This window comes from Stenotrophomonas maltophilia group sp. RY12688 (genome assembly GCF_052149045.1).
GTDB lineage: Bacteria > Pseudomonadota > Gammaproteobacteria > Xanthomonadales > Xanthomonadaceae > Stenotrophomonas > Stenotrophomonas sepilia.
Window position 1 is genome coordinate 3,803,072 of sequence record NZ_CP197389.1, and the last position, 21,740, is coordinate 3,824,811.

The 21,740-nt window shown below is 68.8% G+C and carries 20 protein-coding genes; 13 read left to right on the top strand and 7 right to left on the bottom strand.

The annotated features are described in order from the left end of the window. Window positions 1-26: 26 nt before the first annotated feature. Window positions 27-467, bottom strand: coding sequence for a D-aminoacyl-tRNA deacylase (gene dtd / locus ACS0OT_RS17620; protein WP_065178791.1), 441 nt, complete (start codon window positions 465-467; stop codon window positions 27-29). 61 nt (window positions 468-528) lie between these two features. On the opposite strand from dtd, the gene ACS0OT_RS17625 reads away from it, so the two are divergent. The 4 genes from ACS0OT_RS17625 to ACS0OT_RS17640 all read left to right on the top strand — a co-directional run bounded on the left by ACS0OT_RS17625 (window position 529) and on the right by ACS0OT_RS17640 (window position 4,775). Continuing rightward, window positions 529-1,449: a lauroyl acyltransferase gene (locus tag ACS0OT_RS17625; protein WP_053496997.1), complete on the top strand. Its 921-nt coding sequence runs from the start codon at window positions 529-531 to the stop codon at window positions 1,447-1,449. Between the two features lie 81 nt (window positions 1,450-1,530). Beyond that, complete coding sequence (ribA, locus tag ACS0OT_RS17630) at window positions 1,531-2,667, top strand: GTP cyclohydrolase II RibA (protein WP_053496995.1); 1,137 nt, start codon at window positions 1,531-1,533, stop codon at window positions 2,665-2,667. A 72-nt stretch (window positions 2,668-2,739) separates the two neighbouring features. Continuing rightward, entirely contained in the window at window positions 2,740-3,240 is a 501-nt protein-coding gene (locus ACS0OT_RS17635) for a PH domain-containing protein (protein WP_005419594.1), read from the top strand. Continuing rightward, window positions 3,237-4,775 carry a PH domain-containing protein gene (locus ACS0OT_RS17640; RefSeq protein WP_442255918.1) on the top strand — a complete coding sequence of 513 codons (1,539 nt, stop codon included), beginning with the start codon at window positions 3,237-3,239 and terminating at the stop codon, window positions 4,773-4,775. Before ACS0OT_RS17635 ends, ACS0OT_RS17640 begins: the two co-directional genes overlap by 4 nt. Before the next feature lie 92 nt (window positions 4,776-4,867). Here ACS0OT_RS17640 and ACS0OT_RS17645 read toward each other — a convergent pair whose 3' ends face one another. After that, the gene (locus ACS0OT_RS17645) at window positions 4,868-5,926 is read right to left on the bottom strand and encodes a CDP-glycerol glycerophosphotransferase family protein (protein WP_065178793.1); all 1,059 of its coding nucleotides are present in this window, start codon (window positions 5,924-5,926) and stop codon (window positions 4,868-4,870) included. Between ACS0OT_RS17645 and ACS0OT_RS17650 the strand changes: the two genes are divergently transcribed. Further along, window positions 5,925-6,731, top strand: coding sequence for a glycosyltransferase family 2 protein (locus ACS0OT_RS17650; RefSeq protein ID WP_442255919.1), 807 nt, complete (start codon window positions 5,925-5,927; stop codon window positions 6,729-6,731). The two genes, ACS0OT_RS17645 and ACS0OT_RS17650, sit on opposite strands and share 2 nt — an antisense overlap. A 30-nt stretch (window positions 6,732-6,761) precedes the next feature. Here ACS0OT_RS17650 and ACS0OT_RS17655 read toward each other — a convergent pair whose 3' ends face one another. From ACS0OT_RS17655 to def, 5 genes are all read right to left on the bottom strand, one after another. Next, window positions 6,762-8,018, bottom strand: coding sequence for an O-antigen ligase family protein (locus ACS0OT_RS17655; RefSeq protein WP_164092883.1), 1,257 nt, complete (start codon window positions 8,016-8,018; stop codon window positions 6,762-6,764). 152 nt (window positions 8,019-8,170) lie between these two features. Continuing rightward, entirely contained in the window at window positions 8,171-9,880 is a 1,710-nt protein-coding gene (locus tag ACS0OT_RS17660; RefSeq protein WP_065186324.1) for an ArnT family glycosyltransferase, read from the bottom strand. A gap of 22 nt (window positions 9,881-9,902) precedes the next feature. Further along, the gene (rsmB, locus tag ACS0OT_RS17665) at window positions 9,903-11,234 is read right to left on the bottom strand and encodes a 16S rRNA (cytosine(967)-C(5))-methyltransferase RsmB (protein ID WP_065196856.1); all 1,332 of its coding nucleotides are present in this window, start codon (window positions 11,232-11,234) and stop codon (window positions 9,903-9,905) included. Between the two features lie 3 nt (window positions 11,235-11,237). Next, window positions 11,238-12,161: a methionyl-tRNA formyltransferase gene (gene fmt / locus ACS0OT_RS17670; RefSeq protein WP_053496981.1), complete on the bottom strand. Its 924-nt coding sequence runs from the start codon at window positions 12,159-12,161 to the stop codon at window positions 11,238-11,240. Between the two features lie 120 nt (window positions 12,162-12,281). Continuing rightward, window positions 12,282-12,794 carry a peptide deformylase gene (gene def, locus ACS0OT_RS17675; RefSeq protein ID WP_005419619.1) on the bottom strand — a complete coding sequence of 171 codons (513 nt, stop codon included), beginning with the start codon at window positions 12,792-12,794 and terminating at the stop codon, window positions 12,282-12,284. Window positions 12,795-12,920: 126 nt separating this feature from the next. Between def and ACS0OT_RS17680 the strand changes: the two genes are divergently transcribed. From ACS0OT_RS17680 to ACS0OT_RS17715, 8 genes are all read left to right on the top strand, one after another. Beyond that, a complete protein-coding gene (locus ACS0OT_RS17680; RefSeq protein ID WP_072167258.1) occupies window positions 12,921-14,051 on the top strand; it encodes a LysM peptidoglycan-binding domain-containing protein in 1,131 nt (376 codons plus the stop codon). 110 nt (window positions 14,052-14,161) lie between these two features. Continuing rightward, on the top strand, window positions 14,162-15,289 hold the full coding sequence (gene dprA / locus ACS0OT_RS17685) for a DNA-processing protein DprA (RefSeq protein ID WP_065186323.1): 1,128 nt from the start codon (window positions 14,162-14,164) through the stop codon (window positions 15,287-15,289). Window positions 15,290-15,332: 43 nt separating this feature from the next. Next, a complete protein-coding gene (locus tag ACS0OT_RS17690) occupies window positions 15,333-15,806 on the top strand; it encodes a DUF494 family protein (RefSeq protein ID WP_005419622.1) in 474 nt (157 codons plus the stop codon). Between the two features lie 39 nt (window positions 15,807-15,845). Continuing rightward, window positions 15,846-16,604, top strand: a complete 759-nt coding sequence (locus ACS0OT_RS17695) for a pilin (RefSeq protein WP_005419623.1) — start codon at window positions 15,846-15,848, stop codon at window positions 16,602-16,604. Between the two features lie 49 nt (window positions 16,605-16,653). Further along, window positions 16,654-17,583, top strand: a complete 930-nt coding sequence (locus tag ACS0OT_RS17700) for an RDD family protein (RefSeq protein WP_065178799.1) — start codon at window positions 16,654-16,656, stop codon at window positions 17,581-17,583. A 193-nt stretch (window positions 17,584-17,776) separates the two neighbouring features. Further along, window positions 17,777-20,260 carry a DNA topoisomerase I gene (locus tag ACS0OT_RS17705; protein WP_005419627.1) on the top strand — a complete coding sequence of 828 codons (2,484 nt, stop codon included), beginning with the start codon at window positions 17,777-17,779 and terminating at the stop codon, window positions 20,258-20,260. Window positions 20,261-20,391: 131 nt separating this feature from the next. Further along, window positions 20,392-20,982, top strand: coding sequence for a Sua5/YciO/YrdC/YwlC family protein (locus tag ACS0OT_RS17710; RefSeq protein ID WP_081275815.1), 591 nt, complete (start codon window positions 20,392-20,394; stop codon window positions 20,980-20,982). A gap of 43 nt (window positions 20,983-21,025) precedes the next feature. Further along, window positions 21,026-21,715 carry a hypothetical protein gene (locus ACS0OT_RS17715; protein WP_065186322.1) on the top strand — a complete coding sequence of 230 codons (690 nt, stop codon included), beginning with the start codon at window positions 21,026-21,028 and terminating at the stop codon, window positions 21,713-21,715. Window positions 21,716-21,740 lie beyond the last annotated feature (25 nt).

Sequence of the window (21,740 nt, forward strand, 5' to 3'; positions counted from 1 at the left end):
GCCTGCCGGGCGGTGGTCCCGCAGGCTCAGGGCCTGAGAAGGAAGGTCACGGGACCGTCATTGACCAGGCTGACGACCATATGGGCACCAAATCGGCCCGTTTCCACCCCGGGCGCGTGATTTTCACGACAGATCTCGACAAATCGATTGAACCCGCGTTCAGCCTCGTCCGGCGGTGCGGCGGTCGTGAAACTGGGGCGCATGCCCGAACGGGTATCGGCGGCCAGGGTGAACTGGCTGACCAGCAGCAGGCCGCCGCCGGTGTCGCGCAGCGACCGGTTCATCTTCCCGGCCTCGTCGGCGAACACCCGGTAGCCCAGCAGGCGCTCGGCCATCCGTCGCAGCTGGGCCTCGGTATCGCCCGGTTCCATGCCGACCAGGGCCAGCAGGCCGGGGCCGATCCGCCCCACCACTTCCTGGTCGACATGGACGGCGGCCTGGCTGACGCGCTGGATCAGGACGAGCATCGTGGGCTTCCAATGAACAGGGCCGGCCACGATAGCAGCGCCCTTGGCTAAACTGGCGCCGATGAATCCGCAACGCAAAGCCCGGCTGGTCTACCGCGCCACCACCCTGTTCGCCCGCCTGCCCTGGCCACTGTTGCGGGCGTTCGCGCATGCCCTGGCGTGGACGTGGGTCCGTCTCAACGCTCGCGAGAGCCGCGTCACCCGGCGCAACCTGGAACTGGCCTACCCGGAACTGGACGGTCCGGCGCGCGACCGCCTGCACCGCGAGCTGCTGCGCTCCACCGCCCTGCAGGCCATCGAGACGCTGCGGCTCTGGAGCCAGAGGCCGGCCGACAACCTGCGCCTGCACCTGAAGCAGCGCCACGGCGAATCCCTGTACGACGCGGCCCTGGCCAGCGGCAAGGGCGTGATCGTGGCCGCACCCCACTTCGGCAACTGGGAGCTGCTGAACCAGTGGCTGGCCTCGCGCGGGCACATCGCCATCGTCTACAAGCCACCGGAGGACGAGGCCAGCGACGCCTTCCTGCAGCTGGTGCGGGGCGGCCAGAACGTGCAGCAGGTGCGCGCCGAGGGTCCCGCCGTGCGCCAGCTGTTCAAGGTGCTCAAGGACGGTGGTGCCACCGGCATCCTGCCCGACCAGCAACCCAAGGCCGGCGACGGCGTGTTCGTGCCGTTCTTCGGCGTGCAGGCACTGACCATGACCCTGGTCAACCGGCTGGCCGAGCGTACCGGCGCCACCGTGCTGTATGGCTGGTGCGAGCGCGTTGGGCCGGACATGGAATTCGCCCTGCACATCGAGCCGACCGACCCGGCCGTGGCCGACCCGGACCCGCAGGTGGCGGCCACCGCGCTCAACGCCGGCATCGAGCGCATCGCCCGCCGCGACCCGACGCAGTACCAATGGACCTACAAGCGCTATACGCTGCGGCCACCGGGCAGCGGCGAGGAAGACCCGTACGCGACCGAAGAGCATCCGCACTGACGGTCGCAGGGCCCGTCCGGCCCCTGCGACCGGCGGCCGCACCACGTTGAATACGACGCCGGCGCCCCCATAGAGACTGCGATGTCCGCCTCCCCCGGTCCTGCCATGCCTGCTGCCTCTTCCCTGTTCGGCGATCCCGCCGCGATCCGATGCGAACGCGCGGTGGCCGAACTGCGTGCCGGTCGCCCGGTACTGCTCCACGATGGCCAGGGCCAGCGCCTGGCGGTGATTGCACTGGACAGCGCCACTGCCAGCAGCTTTGCCACGTTCGCCGGTGCCGCGCGCGAGCGCCACTACCTGTTCCTGACCGCGACCCGCGCCCGCGTGCTCGGCGTGGAAGCACCGGAAGGCGCGCGCCTGCCGCTGGCTGGCATTGCCTTCGATACCCTGCCCTCGCTGGGTTACCTGCGCGAGCCCGGCCCGATGCCCGACGGCTGGGCAGCCGGCGACGCCTTCGATGCCGGCGCGGTCGAGCTGGCCCGCCTGGGCCTGCTGCTGCCGGCGATGGTCGCGGTGCGCCTGGACGTGGATGACCACACTTTCGACGGTGCCGCCGAGGTGGCCCTGTGCGACCTGGCCGAAGGCGCAGCACATGCGGCCCACGACTACGAACTGGTGGCGCGTTCGCCGGTACCGCTGCGCGACGTCGGCATGACCACCTTCGCGGTGTTCCGCGGCGGCGTGGCCCAGCGCGACCAGGTCGCGATCATCGTCGGCGAACCGGACCTGTCGTCGGTGGTACCGGTACGCGTGCACTCCTCGTGCCTGACCGGCGACCTGTTCGGCTCGCTCAAGTGCGACTGCGGCGACCAGCTGCGGCGCGGGCTGCGCAAGCTGAAGGAACTGGGCGGCGGCGTGCTGCTGTACCTGGACCAGGAAGGCCGCGGCACCGGCATCGCCGCCAAGATGCGCGCCTACGGCTACCAGCACGACGGCCTGGACACCATCGACGCCGATGCACAGCTGGGCTTCGGTGCCGACGAACGCCGCTACGGCAGTGCGGTGGCGATGCTGCATGGCCTGGGCATTTCGCGCGTGGCTCTGCTCAGCAACAACCCGACCAAGGCACAGCGCCTGCGCAATGCCGGCATCGAGGTGCTGGACTGCATTCCGGTCACCGGCGAGATCACCGCCGAAAACGAACACTACCTGCGCACCAAGGCCGATCGTGCTGGCCACCTGCTGGATGTCGATGCGCTGATCCAGGCTGCCCAGTAACACAGCCGACCTGCTACCGTCTGCGCGGTGCGGCCACCGCCGCCGCTCGCCCTGCCACCTGACGGAGCCCGCGTGACCGACGTCGCCCCCATCGCCCCGACCACCGAAGCCTGGCAATCGCTACCGCAACGTGCCGCCCGCCTGGCCGCACTGGAAGGCGCCTTCGGCGGACTGTTCGTGCCGGGTCTGCCACTGGCCGCAGCTGCCTGGTTCTTCGATCTGCCCGGCGGCCTGTGGACTGCCGCCCTGGGGCTGCTGATCGGCATCCTCTTCGGCGCCTGGCTCGGCCGCCGGCGACTGACCCGCACCCGCTGGCGCCTGGATGACCAGGGCCTGGGCCTGCGCCGCGACCTGATGTGGCAGCTGGAAACCCGCATTCCCATATCGCGCGTACAACACCTGGACCTGCGCCGGGGCCCGTTGGAGCGCCGCGCCGGCCTGGCCACGCTGATCGTGCACACTGCCGGTACCCGCATGAGCGCGGTCACCGTCAACGGCCTGGATGAAGCCGACGCCGAGCGCCTGCGCGACACCCTCTCGCACCAGCTCGACCAGGACGCCGACGCCCTGTGAGCCTGCCGCCGCCCCTGCCCGCATCGCTGCCTGCCGGTGGCGAGGACCATCGCCTGCACCCGTGGTCGTGGCTGTTCGTACTGCTGATGCAGCTGCGCCACTACTTCCTGCCGCTGGTCGCGCTGCTGGTGTTCGGCCAGCGTGGCGAGCGCGACCCGATGTGGGCGCAGTTGATTCCACTGTCGGCGATCGCGGCACTGGTGCTGGTCTCGGTGCTGCAGTACCTCAGCTACCGCTACCGCATCGGCAGCGATGCCATCACCGTGCGCAGCGGGCTGCTGGCGCGCAACCGCCGCGAGATCCCGTTCGCCCGCATCCACAACGTGGAAGTGCGGCAGAACCCGCTGCACCGGCTGTTCGGTGTGGCCGAGCTGCGCCTGGAATCAGCCGGCGGCGTGCGGCCGGAAGCCGAGATGCGGGTACTGAGGCTGGACCAGGCGCTGGCGCTGGAACGGCTGGTGCGCCAGCGTGGGCAGGCACCGCAGGCCGCCGACGTCGTCGCCACGCCCTCGATCACCGGGACCGACACCGAACAGGTGCTGCTGCGCCTGTCGAGCTGGGACGTGGTGCGCATGGGCCTGCTCTCCAACCGCGGATGGGCACTGGCGATCGCCGCCTTCGGCGTGCTGTTCCAGACCGTGCCGCGGCCGGTGATGGACGCGGCCATCCAGCGTGGTGGCAGGGAGGCCTTCGGCTACGCAAGCCACCTGCATCCCGGCGTGGCCGGCGCCTTCCTGCTGCTGGCCGCAGCCCTGCTGCTGGGCTGGCTGGCGCTGCGGGCGTTGTCGGTGGTGCTGACCCTGCTGCGCTATCACGGCTTCACTCTCAGCGAGCAGGATCGCCGGCTGACCGTCTCGGCTGGCCTGGTCAGCCGAACCCGCAGCAGTGTCGCGCGTCGCCGCATCCAGGCCTGGACGCTGCACGAAACCACCCTGCATCGCTGGTTCGGCCTGCGCCAGCTGCGCATCGACAGCGCCGCCGGCGGCCCTTCGCGGGACCAGGACCGCGCCCTGCGCGAGCTGGCACCGCTGGCCCCGGCAATGCGCTGCGAGCAGTTGGTGCAGCACCTGCTGCCACAACTGCAGTGGCCACCGGCGCAGTGGCAGTCCATTCCCCAGCGTGGCTGGTGGCGGCTGTGCCTGGGTGCGCTGCTGCTGGTCCCCGTGCTGGCCGCAGCCGCGTACTGGCGCTGGGGATCATGGGGCCTGATCGTGCTGGCCTGGTTGCCGCTGGCGCTGCTGGTGGCACATCGGCAGATGGCGCGCATGGGCTGGTATCTGGATGACCACTACGTCGCCGTGCGCGGCGGCTGGTGGAAGCGCTGGTGGCGCTGGGCCGAGCTGGACAAGGTGCAGGGCCTGCGCCTGCTGCGCTCGCCACTGGACAAGCTGCTGGGCACCAGCAGCCTGCAGCTGGATACCGCCGGCGCGCATGGCGATGTGGCATTGATCCTGCACTACCTGCCGCAGGCGCAGGCGCAACAGGTGATGGATCAACTGGCGGCCGCGCTGGCGCGGCGCAAGCTGCGCTGGTAGGCAGTGCCGGCCGCTGGCCGGCACTACCGCGGCCTGGGGTCGCGCATCCACGCATGGCGTGGATCTACTGTAGAGCCGAGCCCACGCTCGGCTTACCGCTGCGACGGCCCCCAATACCCCAGGTCCTTGCGGATCTGCAGGTCGCGCACCCAGCTCCCGAACGGCTTGCGCCGCAGCACGCCCATCTCGCCGGACAGGAAATCCTCGGTAGCCGCAATCACGCGCTCGCTGGACAGGCCATCGCGGTACGGATGGATGGCATCGGCGTAGCGCACGATCTCCGCCTGCAGCGCGGCGTCGGGATGCAGCGCGCGCTGCAGCATCGCCGGCAGCTGCACCGGGTCGTCGAAGTCGATCATGTGCGGCTTGGGCACCCGGTTGCGGAAGGTCACCACCGGCTTGTGCTGGACGATGAACTCCGAAACGATCGAGGACGTATCGGACACCAGCACATCGGCGGCGCGCTGTGCAGCCATCACCTGCTCCGGCTCGACGAAGCGCGCATTGGCACCGGCCAGCGCGCGGTAGCGTTCGAACAATTCCGGTGGGCACTTCGGGTGCAGGGTCAGCAGCCAGTAGCGCTTGCCCTCGGCGATGTCGGCAGCAATCTGCGCATGCAGGTGCGGGGCTGCGCTCAGGCGTTCGGTGAAGGTCGAACCGAACAGGATCACCGGGCGTCCTCCAGCGGCGGCGCGCAGCGCGGCGCTCTCGCCACCATCGTCGCGGAACAGCGGATCCAGCTTCGGCCAGCCGGTCTCGGCCACCGCGAAGTGGCCCTGCAGGGCCGCGATCTCGCGGAACGGCCCGGTGGTGGCCGGCCCCTGCGTGCAGTACAGGTCGAACATGCCGCGCACCCGGAAGTGGCCGCGCGCACTGTCCCGCTTCTCCACGTTGAAGCCATGGAACAGCTGCACCTTGGCTCCCGAAAGGAAGGTCGGCACCCAGTTGGCGGCGCTGAACACCGCCCGCGGCCGCATTGCCAGCGCCTGCTTGAGGCCGATGTTGGGCACTCCCGGCAGCTGGCTGCCGGCCGCGCCGCCCTCGAACCAGGCTGCCACCTCCTGCCCGGAGGCGTGCAAGGCCTGCGCCAACGGGGCGAGAATAGGCAGCGCATAGCGCTCCGTCGCAAACAACAGGTACCCGGCCATCATGTCCTCCACGACCGCTCCCATCGAACGGCCTCGCATCTCGGCCTGCATTATCGCGTTCAACGAGGCCGGCCGCATCGGCGACTGCCTGGCCTCACTGGCCTTCTGCGATGAGATCGTCGTCGTGGACTCCTACTCCACCGATGCCACCGTGGCCATCGCCGAGGCCGCAGGCGCCCGCGTGCTGCAGCGCCCGTTCGACGGCTTCCGCAGCCAGAAGGCGTACTGCGTCGAGCAGGCCCGCCACGACTGGGTGCTGTGCCTGGACGCCGATGAGCGGATCAGCCCGGAACTGCGTGCGGCCATCGAACAGGCCCGCGACGGTGGCTTCGCTGGCCATGCCGGCTATCGCTTCGCACGCCTGTCGGAGTACTTCGGCAAGTTCCTGCGCCATGGCAATGCCTACCCGGACCGGGTGATGCGCCTGTTCGACCGCCGCCGTGGCGGCTGGCGCGGCAAGCGCGAGATTCACGAGGCCGCCAGCGTCGATGGCAGTGTGGGTACCATGCGCGGCGACCTGGTCCACTATCCCTACCGATCCTTGCAGCAGCAGCTGGCCAAGACCGAGAAGTACGCGCGGATGATGGCCGAGCACGAGTTCGCGCGCGGTAAACGGGCCACGCTGGGCAAGCTGGTGCTGGCACCGGCCTGGCGGTTCTGGCGCGGCTTCGTGTTCCGTGGCGGCTTCCGCGACGGCTGGCATGGCCTGGTCTACGCCTATGTGCGCGCCAACTACGTGCGCCAGAAGACCATCATGCTGTGGATGCTGGGCAACGGCCAGGCCGTGGCCGACCCGCCGAACCCCTGATCGCCGGGCCCTGCCCGGCGCGCCGATGCATCACGCCCCGGTGACTGCCCGGTGGCGCGCGCCTTCGACGATCGACAGGCCGGTCAGCAGGCCGACCAGGGTCACGTAGAAACTGGCCGTCATCTGGTGCGCGAACATCGACTGGGTCAGGCCGCACAGCGCATAGGTGATCACCAGCATGATGCCGGCTGCGGCCGGCCCCCGGAAGGTCGTCCGTCCGCTGCGGCGATGAAGCCGCACGAACAACCCTAGCGGGATGCCATACACCGCCAGCAACAGCAGCAGGCCCGGTACGCCCTGGGTCGCTGCCCATTCGGCAACATCGTTGTGTGCATGCCCCAGGTGGCAACGCAACTCTTCCGGATTCTCACGGCAGACCGGCACGCGCAGCATCGCGCTGTCGAAATGACCGATGCCCACCCCCACCAGCGGATGGTCGAGGAAGGTCTCCCAGGCCACCTGCAGGCGTTCCACGCGGGCACCGGCGGAAGAATCACTGTCGCCCTGCTCCATCCGCTGCACGTCGCTGTGCAGCTCGCTCAGGCGCACCTGGTGACGCAGCTCCGGCACCGACAGCAACAGGGTCGCGCCGATCGCCAGCATGCCGGCCAGCACCGACAGGCGCGCCGCACCGGTGCGCCAGCGCAGGCTCAGTGCCAGCACCACCAGAAGCGCCAGCAGGGCGGCGAACACGCCGCGGCTGCCGGTCAGCACGATGGTGCCGCAGCCGGCGGCCGTGCCGAGGATCACCAGCGACCAGCGCCGCGACGGGCGACAGAACACCAGCAGCACCATCAACACCATCACGATGTCGGCCAGCACGATGGCGTTGGTGAACAACTCTGCGCGCGGGGCGCCACCCAGCACCTGCCACAGCGACATCGCGAAGGTGGCGAGCAGGCCGGTCAATGATCCGTACCAGAGCCACCGCAGGTTGGGACGCAGCGCGCAGACCCAGAGCGCGATCCACGGGATCACCACGAATCGCGAGCGGTTGTCGACGTCACGCAGGCCCTGCTCGAACAACACCACCGACAGTACGCCGAGCGCCAGCACCGCCAGCATCAGCCAGGCCAGCACTTTCACCGGCTGACCGGCCATGCCGCGCGCGCGCCACAGCAGCTCCGGCGCCAGCAGCGTGCTGAGCAGCAGCAGCAGGCCATACGGCAGCAGGTTGATCGGCACGGTCAGCACCAGTGCCGGCAGGCAGAACAGGCCCAGCTGGGCCAGCGCATGCGCGGCCCCATGGCGCCCACCGGCGGGAACGCCCAGCGGGTCGTCGGCCATGGGGTTCAGGTTGTCCGGTGAAGCTGGCACGTCGGGAAGTATCGCTGCAATCTGCGGGAAGAACGGGAAGGACCAACGGAGGCCGTCCCAGCCTGCTGTTTTACTGCCTTTGGGCCCGCTTGGGCAGACTGGACAAGCCGGAATCGTGGTGGCTAGTCATGTTCCTGCAAACGCCGTTCACGTTCGCGCTCCTCTGCAGTGACCACGCAGGGCACCTTCACCGCTGCTGCCGGCACCAGCCACCAGCGCCGCCGGTTGGCCACGCCGGCCAGTTCAGAACGGTTGCGGTCGACGCACGACAGCATCGCGTATTCGTGCACCAGCAACCAGCGGCGTCCGGGCGCCAGCCGCTGCCAGCGCGTGGCCGCAATCAGCTGCTCGTCCCAGTCCGTCTCGAAACCGAAGGTCGCTGCGGGGCGGTCGGCCAACAGCAGATGCTGCTCCTTCCAGGCCACCAGCCCCAATTCGGCATCCGGTCCCAGACGGTCACCAACCGTGCGCATCAGGCCGCGGGCGGAACTGGAATCGTTCAGCAGCGGATAGCCGACCAGGCTGTACAGCACCCAGACCATCGCCAGGGTCGATACCAGCGCCAGATGCCGGCGACGGCCGCAGGCCAGCAGGCTCACTCCGCCCCACACGCCCATCGCCAGGATCGTCCAGGCCAGTGCGTCGACGGCGCCGGGCGCCAGCCCGCGGCTGTGGGTCAGGCGCAGCTCGAAGGCCGGCTCGCCCAGCACCGCCATCGCACCGGCCAGGGCCAGGCCCAGTGACAGCAGGCCGGTGAACACCCCCACCACGGCCTGCACATCGCGCCGCCTCAGCAATCCAGGCAACAGCGGCGCCAGCACCAGGCAGAACATCGGCAGTGCCGGCAGGATGTACACATCGCGCTTGCCGGCGGGAATCGAGAAGAACAGCACCACCATCAGCCACCAGGCCAGCGGCAGCAGGTAGCGCGGGTCGCGGCGGCGCAACCGGCGGCGCCACGCCGGAATCGCCCAGGGCAGGGCCAGGAACGCCGGGATCCACATCAGCGGCATCGTCGCCAGGAAGTACCAGGCGGGCTGGTGATGGTCCCAGGAATGGGCGTAGCGCCGCGCCGTCTGCTGGAACAGGATGTCGTCCATGTAGGCCAGGTACTCGTCCGAGCCAGTGGCAAAGCCGGCCAGCAGCATCGGCGCCAGCCACAACGACACCGCCAGCAGGAAGGCCAGCGGCGCCAGCCAGAAACGCGCGTCGCGCGCATGCAGTCCCACCCGTGGCCACTGCAACGCCGCGGCGATGGCCGCAGGCACGAGCATCAGCAGCGCCAGCATCCCCACGCCCTTGGTGATCACGCCGATGCCAGCAAAGAACCAGCCCAGCCACCACCAGCGCCAGCTTGGTCCCAGCAAAAGGTGGCGCAGCAGGCCGTAGTTGGCCAGGGTGATGAACAGCAGCAGCAGTGGGTCGATCTGCGCCTTCTTCGCCTGGAAGGTGAACTGCAGCGCGAACAGCAGCGCCCAGCCGGCGTACAGCCCCACCCGCCGCGTCCACAGGCGTCGCCCCAGGTCGACCACGCACCACAGCGTGCCCAGGGCCGCCAGCAGCGACGGCAGCAGGAAGGCCACGCGCCACTGCCCGACCAGGCCGTACAGCGTGGCCTGCCACCACATCAGCATCGGCGGCTTGTCCGAGTACAGCTCGGTGCCGCGATGCGGGAACAGCCACTGCCCGCTGTCGAACATCTGCTTGGCCACCAGCGCGAAGCGCGGTTCGTCCGACGGCCACGGATCACGAAGGCCCAGCCCGGCCCCCAGCACCAGCAGGGCCATCACCACGAACAACCACGTCTCGCGCGACGCGCGGGATTTCAGCATGGGACTCGGAACGTCAGCGGGGTCAGGCTGTTTTTAGCAGACGCGCGTAAAAGAAACCGTCAGCATCGTTGTCACCCGGCAGGCGCTGGCGCGCAATCCCCTCGCAATCGAGGCCGAATGTGTCATCCAGAGGCTGTGCCGCTGCGTCCGGATGCCACTTCAGGAAGGCTCGCACCTGATCGACGTTCTCGGCGCGCAGGATCGAACAGGTGGCGTACAGCAGCACGCCTCCCGGGCGCAGCATCGACCAGCAGGCCTCCAGCAGGCGGGCCTGCACGCCGACCAGCGCATCGATGTCCTCGGCGCGGCGGTGGAACATCACGTCCGGCTGGCGGCGGATCACGCCGGTGGCCGAGCACGGGGCATCCAGCAGGATGGCGTCGAACGGCGTGCCATCCCACCAGGCCCCGGGATCGCTGGCATCGGCCACCCGGGTCTGCGCGCCCTCACCCACACCGGTGCGGGTGTAGGTATCGCGGGCGCGCGCGAGTCGACGCGCATCGATATCGAGCGCCAGCAGGCGCAGACTGGGGTCACGTTCCAGCAGGTGCGCCGACTTGCCACCGGGTGCCGCACAGGCGTCCAGCACGCGGGCGCCGGTCGCGGGCGCCAGCGCGTCGGCTGCGCATTGCGCCGACAGGTCCTGTACCGACAGTGCACCGTCGGCAAAACCCGGCAGCTGGTTCACCGCAACGGGGGCCGCCAGGCGCAGTGCATCGGCGCAGAGCGCGCTGGGTTCGGCGGCAATGCCCGCCTCGGCCAGTGCCGCCAGTGCCTTGTCACGGCCGCCGTGCTGGCGGTTGGCACGCAGCCACAACGGTGCCGGTTGCAGGCTGGCGCTGAAGATCGCGTCGGCCTGTGCCGGCCAATCGCGTTCCACCGCATCGGCCAGCCATTCCGGGAAGGCATCGCGCGCCGGCTGCTCCGGGAAACCTTCGCGCTGCGCGCGGCGCAGGATCGCATTGACCAGGCCGGCCTGGCGCTCACGGCCCAGCGCACGCGCGGCATCGACCGTGGCCGACAGCGCCGCATGCGCCGGCAGTTCCAGAACGTCCAGCTGGGCGAAGCCCACCATCAACAGGGTGCGCAGATCGGCGTCGCGCGCCGACAGCGGCTTCTGCATCCACGACTGCAAGGCAGCGTCATAGGTACTGCGGCGACGCAGCACCGCAAAGCACAGCGCTTCCAGCAAGGCACGATCGCGGCTGTCGGCCAGCTTCGGCAGCGCCCAGGCCAGTTCGGCCTTCAATGAACGGCCACGGGTGAACACCTGTGCCAGCACACGTGCGGCCAGCATGCGGGTGGCCGCGCCCGGCGCCGCCTTGGCAACGGAGAAATCGTTCTGCTTCGACACCGCTTATGCTCCCACGCGCAGATCACGGCGGGCGTTGAGGTAGTCGGCGGCGGTGATCGCCTTGCCGCCTTCGCGCTGCAGCGTACGCAAGCGCAGTGCGCCCTGGCCGCAGGCGATGTCGATGCCATCGCGGCTGGCCGCCAGCACCGTGCCCGGCGCTTGGCCGTGGGCCTCCTCCAGCGCCACCGCGCCATGGATGCGCACGCGTTCGCCAGCCAGCGTCGCTTCGGCGATCGGCCACGGATTGAAGGCACGCACGGTACGCGCCAGCACATCGGCGCCCTGCGCCCAGTCCAGACGGGCTTCGGCCTTGTCCAGCTTGTGCGCATAGGTCACGCCCTGCTCCGGCTGCGGCCGCGCGATCGGCTTGATGCCGGCCCGCAGCAGGCCCAGGCCGTCGGACAGGACCTGTGCACCCAGCTCGGCCAGCTTGTCATGCAGCTGGCCACCGGTATCGGTGGCAGCGATCGGCAGTTCCTGGTGCAGCAGCACCGGGCCGGTATCCAGGCCCGCTTCCATCTGCATCAGGCACACACCGGTCTTTGCGTCACCGGCCTGGATCGCGCGCTGGATCGGCGCCGCCCCGCGCCAGCGTGGCAGCAGCGAGGCATGCACGTTCCAGCAGCCGTGGGTCGGGATCGCCAGTACCGCCTTGGGCAGGATCAGGCCGTAGGCCACCACCACCATCAGGTCCGGCTGCAGGTCGCGCAGCTGCTGCTGTGCAGCCTCGTCCTTCAGTGATTCAGGCTGGTAGACCGGAATGCCACGGGCCACGGCCTCGAGCTTGACCGGCGACGGTGCCAGGCCACGGCCACGGCCGGCCGGCCGGTCAGGCTGGGTATAGACGGCCACGACCTCGTGGTGGCGCGCCGCGGCGCGCAGCGACGACACCGCGAATTCCGGCGTACCGGCAAAGACAATCCTCATGGCTACCCCACTTGCAGGATGGAATCGTGCAGGAAACAAAACGGCGCCGTCGGCCGGCGCCGTGCAGCCCGCGCGCGTCGCGCAGGCACGGGCCACCCGAAGGGCGGCCCGGATGGGCGATCACGCCACGTGCTTGCGCTGCTTGGCCAGCTTCTTGCGGACCATCTCGCGCTTGAGCGGCGACAGGTAGTCGATGAACAGCTTGCCGTCCAGGTGGTCCATCTCGTGCTGGATGCAGGTGGCCAGTACTTCACCCGCCTCCAGCTGCTGTTCCTGGCCGTTGCGGTCCAGGTACTTCACGGTGATGGTGTCGGCGCGGGTGACGTCGGCGAAGATGCCCGGGACCGACAGGCAGCCCTCCTGGTACACCCGGCCCCCGTCCCTGGCGACGATTTCCGGGTTGATGAACACATGCGGTTCATTCTTTTCTTCACTGACATCGATGACCATGAAGCGCTTGTGCACGTCCACCTGGGTGGCCGCCAGGCCGATGCCCGGGGCGTCGTACATGGTCTGGAACATGTTGTCGATCAGTTCCTGGAAGGCCGGCGTGGTGACTTCGGCGGCGTCGATCAACGCAGCCTTGGTACGCAGGCGCGGATCGGGGAACTCGAGAATGGGGAGAAGGGCCATGGCTGTTTCCGGATAGGGGGCCGGCACGCCGGCATACGTCGCAGATTCTAGCTCCAACGCTTGCCTTGCGCCCCGGTTTCTGGACTATAGTGCGTGGACCTGTTGGGGAATCAGGGCTTCACACCTATGTTGCTTCGTTTTCGTACGGTCGTCGCCGCGGCGATGCTGACCGTGGCTGCCTATGCTACCGCCGTGGAAGTGAATGGCGGGCACCCGGACACCTATGTGGTCCGAAAAGGGGATACGTTGTGGGATATCGCCGCACGTTTCCTGCAGAAGCCTTGGCTGTGGCCGGAGATCTGGCAAGCCAATCCGCAGATCGCCAACCCGCACCTGATCTATCCAGGTGACGTGCTGAGCCTTGCCTACCTGGACCGGGTGACCGTGTCCCAGGCCGGCCCGCGCCAGGAGGCCCCGATCGACGCCATTCCGCTGGCCCAGGTCGAGCCGTTCCTGAAGCAGCTGAGCGTTGTCGACAGCATCAAGCAGCTGCCCTACGTGGTCGGCCTGGAGGACAGCCGCCTGCGCGTGTCCGGCGGTGACACCGTCTACGTGCGCCTGGCCGATGCCCAGGTGGGCCAGCGCTGGGCCGTGGTACGCCCGACCGTACGGTACGCCCAGCCCAAGCCGACCGAAGACCTGACCGCCAATGGCGACGTGACCCCGGGCAGCGGCAACCTGTGGAAGGCCTACAACGCGCCCAACGCCCGCCGTGGCGTGCTCGGCTACGAGCTGGCCCAGGTCGCTACCGGCACCATCACCCAGATTGCCGGCGGCAAGGTCGAGGCCTCCACGCTGGTGCTGGACAAGAACGACGGCGGCCGCGAAGTGCGCGCCGGTGACCGCCTGGTGCCGGTCGAAGCCAAGCCGTACGACCTGCAGTTCATCCCTCATGTACCCGCTGCCGGTGTCGAGGGTGTGGACGTGCGCGTGCTGGCCGTCACCGACATGTTCAATGCCGGTGGCCCGCGCGACGTGATCGCGATCTCGGCCGGCCGTGCCCAGGGCGTGGACAACGGTACCGTGTTCTCGCTGTGGCGCCCGGGCCGCCATGTGGCGCACCGCATGAAGTACCCGGGCTCCTCGCGCATGGACGACTCGCTCAGCACCGGCGCGGGCCGGGTCTCGCTGCCGGACGAGTATGCCGCGCACGCGATGGTGTTCCGTACCTTCGACAACGTCAGCTACGCGCTGGTGATGCAGGGCGTGAAGCCGGTGCAGGTGGGTTACAACGCGCTGCACCCGGACGCAAAGTAACCGTTGCCGGGCGTGCCGGCCGCTGCCCGGCAGGCGTCTGCGGGAAAACCTGACGATCACATGCGAAGGCGCCCTAGGGCGCCTTTGTTGCGTGCGGCCGATAGTGGGGGATGACCACGCATGCATATGAGGCGCTGCTGCGCCTGTTGATGGCGGGAGGCGCACTGGCGCCACGACGGGCCCTGCTGCAGGCCGCAGGCGGTGCGCAAGCCGCCATCGCGCAAGGCCCGGCGAACTGGCGCGCGCACGGCTGCACGCCGGAGCAATGCGCCGCGCTGGAACGTCCCGACGCCCGGGCGTGTGCATCCGCCCTGCGCTGGCTGGAACAGGACAACCATCACCTGCTGCCCTGCACCGATCCGGCCTTTCCACCCTCGTTGCTGGAGGTGCCCAACCCGCCGCTGGCGCTGTTCGTCGCCGGAGACCCCAGCCTGGCCTGGCGCCCGTCGGTGGCGCTGGTCGGCAGCCGTTCCCCCACCCCGGGCGGGCGCGCACTGGCCGCGCGTTTTGCCGGCTGTTTCGTCGAGGCGGGCCTGGCGGTGACCAGCGGCCTGGCCGCAGGCATCGATGCCGCTGCGCACCAGGCCACGCTGGAGGCCGGTGGCTGCACCGTGGCGGTGATCGGCACGGGCCCTGACCGCGCCTATCCGGACAGCCACGCCCGGCTGCAGGCGCGCATCGCCGCCGAGGGCGTGGTGCTCAGTGAGTACCTGCCGGGTACGGCGGCCCGCCCAGGCCACTTCCCCGCGCGCAACCGGCTGGTAGCCGGGCTGGCGCTGGCCACCGTGGTGGTCGAGGCCGCGCAGCGTTCGGGCGCGCTGATCACCGCGCGCCTGGCCGCCGAGGCAGGCCGCGAGGTCTGTGCCCTGCCCGGATCGGTGCTCAACCCGCGCGCGGCGGGCTGCCACCGCCTGATCCGCGAGGGCGCGGCGCTGGTCGAGCGCCCCGAGGAGGTTCTGGAACTGCTCGCCCCTGCCCTTCGCCTGCAGCTGCCGGGCTTGCAATCGCGGCTGTCCACCCCCACTGAACAGGCACTGCCGGCCCTCCTGCCGGCGCGCTGGGCCGACGACCCTGACTACCAGTGCTTGTGGCGAGCCCTGGACCACAACCCAAGCGGTATGGATTCACTGATCACGCGCTGTGGATTGACGGCGCCCCAGGTGTCCTCCATGCTGCTGGCCATGGAACTGGCGGGAATCGTGGTGTGCGTACACGGCCGCTACTGTCGAACTCCCTAGTTTCTTCACCTCCACAGCGTCGCGCGACGCAGGCCGAGGGGCAATGAAAGAGAGCATCCTGGATGTACTGCTGTACCTGTTTGAACACTATTTCAGCGAAGATGCGGACCTGATCCGTGACCGCGATTCGCTGCAGAACGGCCTGATCCAGGCCGGTTTCAGCCCCACCGAGATCAACAAGGCGTTCGACTGGCTCGATGCCCTGGCCGCGCAGCGGCCGAGCGTGGCCCAGGCGCGGGTCGATGGCCCCGTGCGCATCTACCATGGTCCCGAGCTGGACAAGCTGGATGTGGAATGCCGCGGCTTCCTGCTGTACCTGGAACAGCACGGCATCCTCGACGCCGACCAGCGCGAGCTGGTGCTGGACCGGGCGATGGCCCTGGACCAGGACGAACTGGACCTGGACGACCTGAAATGGGTCGTGCTGATGGTGCTGTTCAACCAGCCCGGCTCCGAAGCGGCCTATGCCTGGATGGAGACGCAGATGTTCATGGACGAGCCAGAACCCCTTCACTGACCGTACACTTGGGGGCATAGCGCATTCAGGAGCGTCCCCGTGAGCGAGTGGTTCCATGCAGAAGGCAACCGGCAGCAAGGCCCGCTGCCGGCGGAACAGTTGGTCGAGTTGTTCCGAAACAACCAGATCTCCCTGGACACCCTGGTCTGGCGCGACGGCCTGCCGCAATGGCAGCCCTTGCGCACCGTTGTCGACGAGCTGGGCCTGATCGTGCCGGCGCTGGACGTTGCTGCGCCGGCCCAGCAACCCGAGCCGGAACCGGAACCGGTGGCCCCGCCTCCGCCGCAGCCGCCTGTACTGCCGCCGTCCACGCCCTATGCCACCCAGGCGGCGGCTGGGGTCCTGCCGCCGCCGAAGAAGAAGCTCTCCGGTTGCGCCCTGACCGCGATCATCGGCGGCGGCCTGCTGCTGGTACTGGTACCGATCATGGCCATCCTCGCGGCGATCGCCCTGCCCGCATACAAGGACTACACCGTGCGTGCCAGGATCGCGACCGCGGTCAATGCCCTGCAGCCGCTGAAACAGCAGGTGCAGCACTTCGCCGACGATGAAGGCCGCTGCCCCGGCGCCAACGATGCCGGTTTCCCGGCCCCGGGGGACTTCAGCCAGGCCGGCCTGTCGGCGGTGAACATCGGCCGCTTCAACAACGGCCACTGTGGCATCGAAGCAACGCTGGCCGTGCCCGGCAAGAGCCTCGATGGCGACCTGCTGTGGCTGGAATATGATCGCGACAGCGGCCGCTGGGAATGCAGCGGTGAAAGCGACGACAAGTACCTGCCGCCGTCGTGCCGCGGCTGAGCCACGCGCACGGCAGCACCTCCAAGGACGATCCAACAGGGAACATGCAATGACTGAGTGGTACTACGCCGTAGGACAGCAACGCCAGGGCCCGCTGTCGGTCCAGGAGATCCGCCAGCGCTTCCAGCGCGGCGAACTGAACCTGGACACCCTGGTCTGGCGCGAAGGCATGGCCCAGTGGGCTGCACTGCGCCAGGTGGTCGATGAACTGGGCCTGCAGACGCTGGCCGACGCCAGCACCGCCACTGCCAGTGGCGGCTTCGACCTGCGCAGCGACTACGCCGCCATCGACAACGGCACTGCGCCGCTGCCTGGCACGGGCGCGCTCAGCAGCTCACCCTACAACGCACCGGCCGCCGCCGCTGCCGGTGGCGCGCGGCCGGTGATCGGCGGCGAGGTGGTCTACGCCGGCTTCTGGAAGCGCGTCGCGGCCTACATGATCGACTACTTCGTGCTGGCCGTGCCGGGCGGCATCATCGGCGCCATCATCGGCGTGGTGCTTGGCGCCAGCATGGGCGCGGTGGGCAGTGGCGAGACCTCCATCGAAATCGTCGCGCAGCTGGCCAGCGCGCTGATCAACATGGTCATCGGCGTGGCCTACTACACTTGGTTCCATTCCTCCCAGGGCGGCGCCACGCTGGGCAAGATGGCGGTCGGCATCAAGGTCGTGCGCAGCAATGGTGACCGCCTGACCCGTGGCCGCGCCTTCGGTCGCTACTGGGCCATGCTGCTGAGCAGCTTCACCCTGGGGATCGGCTTCCTGATGGCCGCCTTCACCGAGCGCAAGCAGGGCCTGCACGACATGATCTGCGACACCCTGGTGGTCGACCGCTGGGCCTACACCGACCAGCCGCAGCTGCAGCGCCATGAGCTGGGTACGGTCACCATCGTGATCCTGGTACTGACCGGCCTGCTGACGGTGGCGGGCCTGGTGCTGCTGGTGGCTGCGGTCGGCTTCATCGCCAAGATGGCCTCATGAACGGCCATCCTCACGTCTGGCTGCTTGACAGGGGCTGGCCGGGCGTGATTCCTCTAATAAGGTGAAACCTGAACGCCCGGCACACTACCGGGCGTTCAGCGTATTGATTTGTCCGTGGCCGCTTCACTAATGCGGCCGTTTGCTCCACCCTAGCGGCCCCTTCCCTGCGGCTCGCCCCACAGACACTGCTGCCATGCCCAAGCACCTGCTCATCGTCGAATCGCCGGCCAAGGCCAAGACGATCAACAAATACCTCGGCAAGGACTACACCGTCCTGGCCTCGTATGGGCATGTGCGTGACCTGATTCCGAAGGAAGGCGCGGTCGACCCGGACAACGGGTTCGCCATGCACTACGACGTGATCGACAAGAACGAAAAGCATGTCGATGCGATCGCCAAGGCCGCCAAGGGCGCCGACGACATCCTGCTGGCAACCGACCCGGATCGCGAGGGTGAAGCGATCAGCTGGCATATCGCCGAGATCCTGAAGGAACGCGGGCTGGTCAAGGACAAGCCGATGCAGCGCGTGGTGTTCACCGAGATCACCCCGCGCGCCATCAAGGAAGCGATCAGCCAGCCGCGTGCGATCGCCAGCGACCTCGTCGACGCCCAGCAGGCCCGCCGCGCACTTGACTACCTGGTCGGCTTCAACCTGTCGCCGGTGCTGTGGCGCAAGGTGCAGCGCGGCCTGTCTGCCGGCCGCGTGCAGAGCCCGGCGCTGCGCATGATCGTCGAGCGCGAGGAAGAGATCGAAGCCTTCATCGCCCGCGAGTACTGGTCGATCGCTGCCGAGTGCGCGCACCCGTCCCAGCACTTCAATGCCAAGCTGGTCAAGCTGGACGGGCAGAAGTTCGAGCAGTTCACCGTCACCGATGGCGACACCGCTGAAGCGGCGCGCATGCGCATCCAGCAGGCCGCGCAGGGTTCGCTGCACGTCACCGACGTGGCCAGCAAGGAGCGCAAGCGCCGCCCGGCGCCGCCGTTCACCACCTCCACCCTGCAGCAGGAAGCCTCGCGCAAGCTCGGCTTCACCACCCGCAAGACCATGCAGGTGGCGCAGAAGCTGTATGAAGGCGTGGCCATCGGCGACGAAGGCACCGTCGGCCTGATTTCGTACATGCGTACGGACTCGGTGAACCTGTCGCAGGACGCGCTGGCGGAAATCCGCGACGTGATCGCCCGCGACTACGGCATCGCCTCGCTGCCGGACCAGCCCAACACCTACCAGACCAAGTCGAAGAACGCCCAGGAAGCGCACGAAGCCGTACGCCCGACCTCGGCCCTGCGCACCCCGTCGCAGGTCGCCCGGTTCCTTACCGACGACGAGCGGCGCCTGTACGAGCTGATCTGGAAGCGTGCGGTGGCCTGCCAGATGATCCCGGCCACGCTCAACACCGTCAGCGTCGACCTGTCGGCCGGCAGCGAACACGTGTTCCGCGCCAGCGGCACCACCGTGGTCGTGCCCGGCTTCCTGGCCGTGTACGAGGAAGGCAAGGACAACAAGAGCGCCGAGGACGAAGATGAGGGCCGCAAGCTGCCCGCGATGAAGCCGGGCGACCGCATCCCGCTGGAACGCATCCTGGCCGAACAGCATTTCACCCAGCCACCGCCGCGCTACACCGAAGCGGCGCTGGTGAAGGCGCTGGAAGAGTACGGCATCGGCCGTCCCTCGACCTACGCTTCGATCATCCAGACCCTGCTGTTCCGCAAGTATGTGGAAATGGAAGGCCGTAGCTTCCGCCCGTCCGACGTGGGCCGCGCGGTGTCCAAGTTCCTGTCCAGCCACTTCACCCAGTACGTGGATTACGACTTCACCGCCAGGCTTGAGGACGAGCTCGATGCCGTCTCGCGCGGTGAGGAAGAATGGATCCCGCTGATGGCCCGTTTCTGGGAGCCGTTCAAGGAACTGGTCGAAGACAAGAAGGAATCGGTCGACCGCGCCGAGGCCAGTGGCGCGCGCGAGCTCGGCACCGACCCCAAGACCGGCAAGCCGGTCAGCGTGCGGCTGGGTCGTTTCGGGCCGTATGCCGCCATCGGCAGCACCGCCGAGGACGCCGAGGAAAAGCCGAAGTTCGCCTCGTTGCGCCCCGGCCAGTCGATGCACACCATCTCGTTGGAAGACGCGCTGGAACTGTTCCTGATGCCGCGCGCGCTGGGCGAGGACAATGGTGAGCCGGTCAGCGTCGGCATCGGCCGCTTCGGCCCGTTCGCCAAGCGCGGCAGCACCTACGCCTCACTGAAGAAGGAAGACGACCCGTACACCATCGACCTGGCCCGCGCCGTATTCCTGATCGAAGAGAAGGAAGAGATCGCGCGCAACCGGATCATCAAGGAGTTCGAGGGCAGCGACATCCAGGTGCTGAACGGCCGCTTCGGCCCGTACATCAGCGATGGCAGGATGAACGGCAAGATCCCCAAGGATCGCGAGCCGTCATCGCTGACCCTGGCTGAAGTGCAGCAGCTGATGGAAGAAACCGGCAAGCCGGTGCGCAAGGGCTTCGGCGCCAAGAAGGCCGCTGCGAAGAAGGCACCGGCCAAGAAGGCTGCGGTGAAGAAGGAAGCAGCGCCGAAGAAGGCCGCGGCCAAGAAAGCGCCGGCCAAGAAGGCTGTGAAGAAAGCTGCCGCAAAGAAGGCACCGGCGAAGAAGGCCGTCAAGAAGACCGCTGCAAAGAAGTAGATCCACGCCATGCGCGGATGAGGGGTAGTGCCGGTCGCTGGCCGGCAACACCTGGAAGCCTCGGATGCCGGCCAGCGGCCGGCACTACCGAGCGGGCGCGTTCCACCCCTTCTGCACGCAGCGGGGGGATAATGGAGGCCCACGCCGGGCCGGTCGCCGTCATGAAAGAACTCACCCTGAACTCTGCTGTCGCCACGCTCCGCGCCGGTGGCGTGATCGCCTATCCGACCGAAGCGGTCTGGGGCCTGGGCTGCGATCCGTCACATGAAGCCGCGGTGCACGCGGTGCTGCGGCTGAAACAGCGCCCGATCGAGAAGGGCATGATCCTGGTCGCCGCCGAACTGTCGCAGCTGGAGGGCTGGGTCCGCCTGCAGGCGCTGCCCGACGCCCGCCAGCGTGCGGTTCTGGCCAGCTGGCCGGGCGCCAACACCTGGATCCTGCCGGCCGGTCCGCGCGCCCAACCGTGGGTCACCGGTGAACACAGCGGCATCGCCGTACGCATCAGCGCCCACCCACTGGTCGCCGCCCTGTGCCGCGCCTGGGGCGGGCCGCTGGTCTCCACCAGCGCCAACCTGGCAGGTGAACCGCCGGCACGCAGTCGCGCCGAGCTGGATCCGCGCCTGCTGCGCCTGCTCGATGGCCTGCTCGATGGCGAGACCGGTGGCCTGGCCCAACCGACCCCGATCCGCGACGCGCTCAGCGGCAACGTGCTGCGCTCCTGAGCGGACGATTGCACTGCCACGCACAATCACGCACCCTGCCGCCATGAACCTGCTGCGCACCGCCTTGGGCCTGTGCCTGCTGCTGCCATGGACCGCACCGGCCGCAGAGGACGTGCGCGTCTATCGCTGCGTCGCCAGCAATGGCGCCGTGGCCCTGCAGGACAGGCCCTGCAGCAGCGGCCGGCAGGAAGTGCGCGACCTGCAGCGCCCGCGCGACCCGACGCCACGGGTGGTGCGCAGCGATGCGACGCCCGCGCCTCCCGACGAGGTTCCGGTGATGCGCGATCGCGAAGTCCGCCACGTCTACATCCAGCCGCCACAGCCGTTGTACGAATGCGTGAGCGACGACGGTCGCCGCTATACCAGCGACAACAACGAGGGCAATCCGCGCTGGGTACCGTTGTGGACCAGCGTCTGGCTTCCGCACGGGCACCACGGCCCGGTCCATCCCGGCCCACGCCCGGCCTTCGGCACGCCGGTCGGCCCCCCCATCGGTGAAGGAACCGGCTACCGGCCGCCCGCGGTGGGTGTCGGTGTGCAGGTTCCGGCCGGCAGCGTGCTGGTCCGCGACAGCTGCCATGCGCTGCCGCCGCAGGAAGTCTGCGCGCGCCTGCGCGACCGCCGCTGGGAACTGGACCGCCGCTACAACAGTGCGCTGCAGAGCGAGCGTACTGCCATCAGCAACGAACAGCGTGGCATCGACGCACGCCTGTCGCGGGACTGCGACCGCTGAGCGCAGCACCTGCCGTGGCATGTAC

Bases quoted from the DNA above. Each gene is read 5' to 3' on its own strand.
- dtd (WP_065178791.1), bottom strand. From the start codon at position 467: ATGCTCGTCCTGATCCAGCGCGTCAGCCAGGCCGCCGTCCATGTCGAC.
- ACS0OT_RS17625 (WP_053496997.1), top strand. From the start codon at position 529: ATGAATCCGCAACGCAAAGCCCGGCTGGTCTACCGCGCCACCACCCTG.
- ribA (WP_053496995.1), top strand. From the start codon at position 1,531: ATGTCCGCCTCCCCCGGTCCTGCCATGCCTGCTGCCTCTTCCCTGTTC.
- ACS0OT_RS17650 (WP_442255919.1), top strand. From the start codon at position 5,925: ATGTCCTCCACGACCGCTCCCATCGAACGGCCTCGCATCTCGGCCTGC.
- ACS0OT_RS17645 (WP_065178793.1), bottom strand. From the start codon at position 5,926: ATGATGGCCGGGTACCTGTTGTTTGCGACGGAGCGCTATGCGCTGCCT.
- ACS0OT_RS17655 (WP_164092883.1), bottom strand. From the start codon at position 8,018: ATGGCCGACGACCCGCTGGGCGTTCCCGCCGGTGGGCGCCATGGGGCC.
- ACS0OT_RS17660 (WP_065186324.1), bottom strand. From the start codon at position 9,880: ATGCTGAAATCCCGCGCGTCGCGCGAGACGTGGTTGTTCGTGGTGATG.
- fmt (WP_053496981.1), bottom strand. From the start codon at position 12,161: ATGAGGATTGTCTTTGCCGGTACGCCGGAATTCGCGGTGTCGTCGCTG.
- def (WP_005419619.1), bottom strand. From the start codon at position 12,794: ATGGCCCTTCTCCCCATTCTCGAGTTCCCCGATCCGCGCCTGCGTACC.
- ACS0OT_RS17680 (WP_072167258.1), top strand. From the start codon at position 12,921: ATGTTGCTTCGTTTTCGTACGGTCGTCGCCGCGGCGATGCTGACCGTG.
- dprA (WP_065186323.1), top strand. From the start codon at position 14,162: ATGACCACGCATGCATATGAGGCGCTGCTGCGCCTGTTGATGGCGGGA.
- ACS0OT_RS17690 (WP_005419622.1), top strand. From the start codon at position 15,333: ATGAAAGAGAGCATCCTGGATGTACTGCTGTACCTGTTTGAACACTAT.
- ACS0OT_RS17700 (WP_065178799.1), top strand. From the start codon at position 16,654: ATGACTGAGTGGTACTACGCCGTAGGACAGCAACGCCAGGGCCCGCTG.
- ACS0OT_RS17705 (WP_005419627.1), top strand. From the start codon at position 17,777: ATGCCCAAGCACCTGCTCATCGTCGAATCGCCGGCCAAGGCCAAGACG.
- ACS0OT_RS17710 (WP_081275815.1), top strand. From the start codon at position 20,392: ATGGAGGCCCACGCCGGGCCGGTCGCCGTCATGAAAGAACTCACCCTG.
- ACS0OT_RS17715 (WP_065186322.1), top strand. From the start codon at position 21,026: ATGAACCTGCTGCGCACCGCCTTGGGCCTGTGCCTGCTGCTGCCATGG.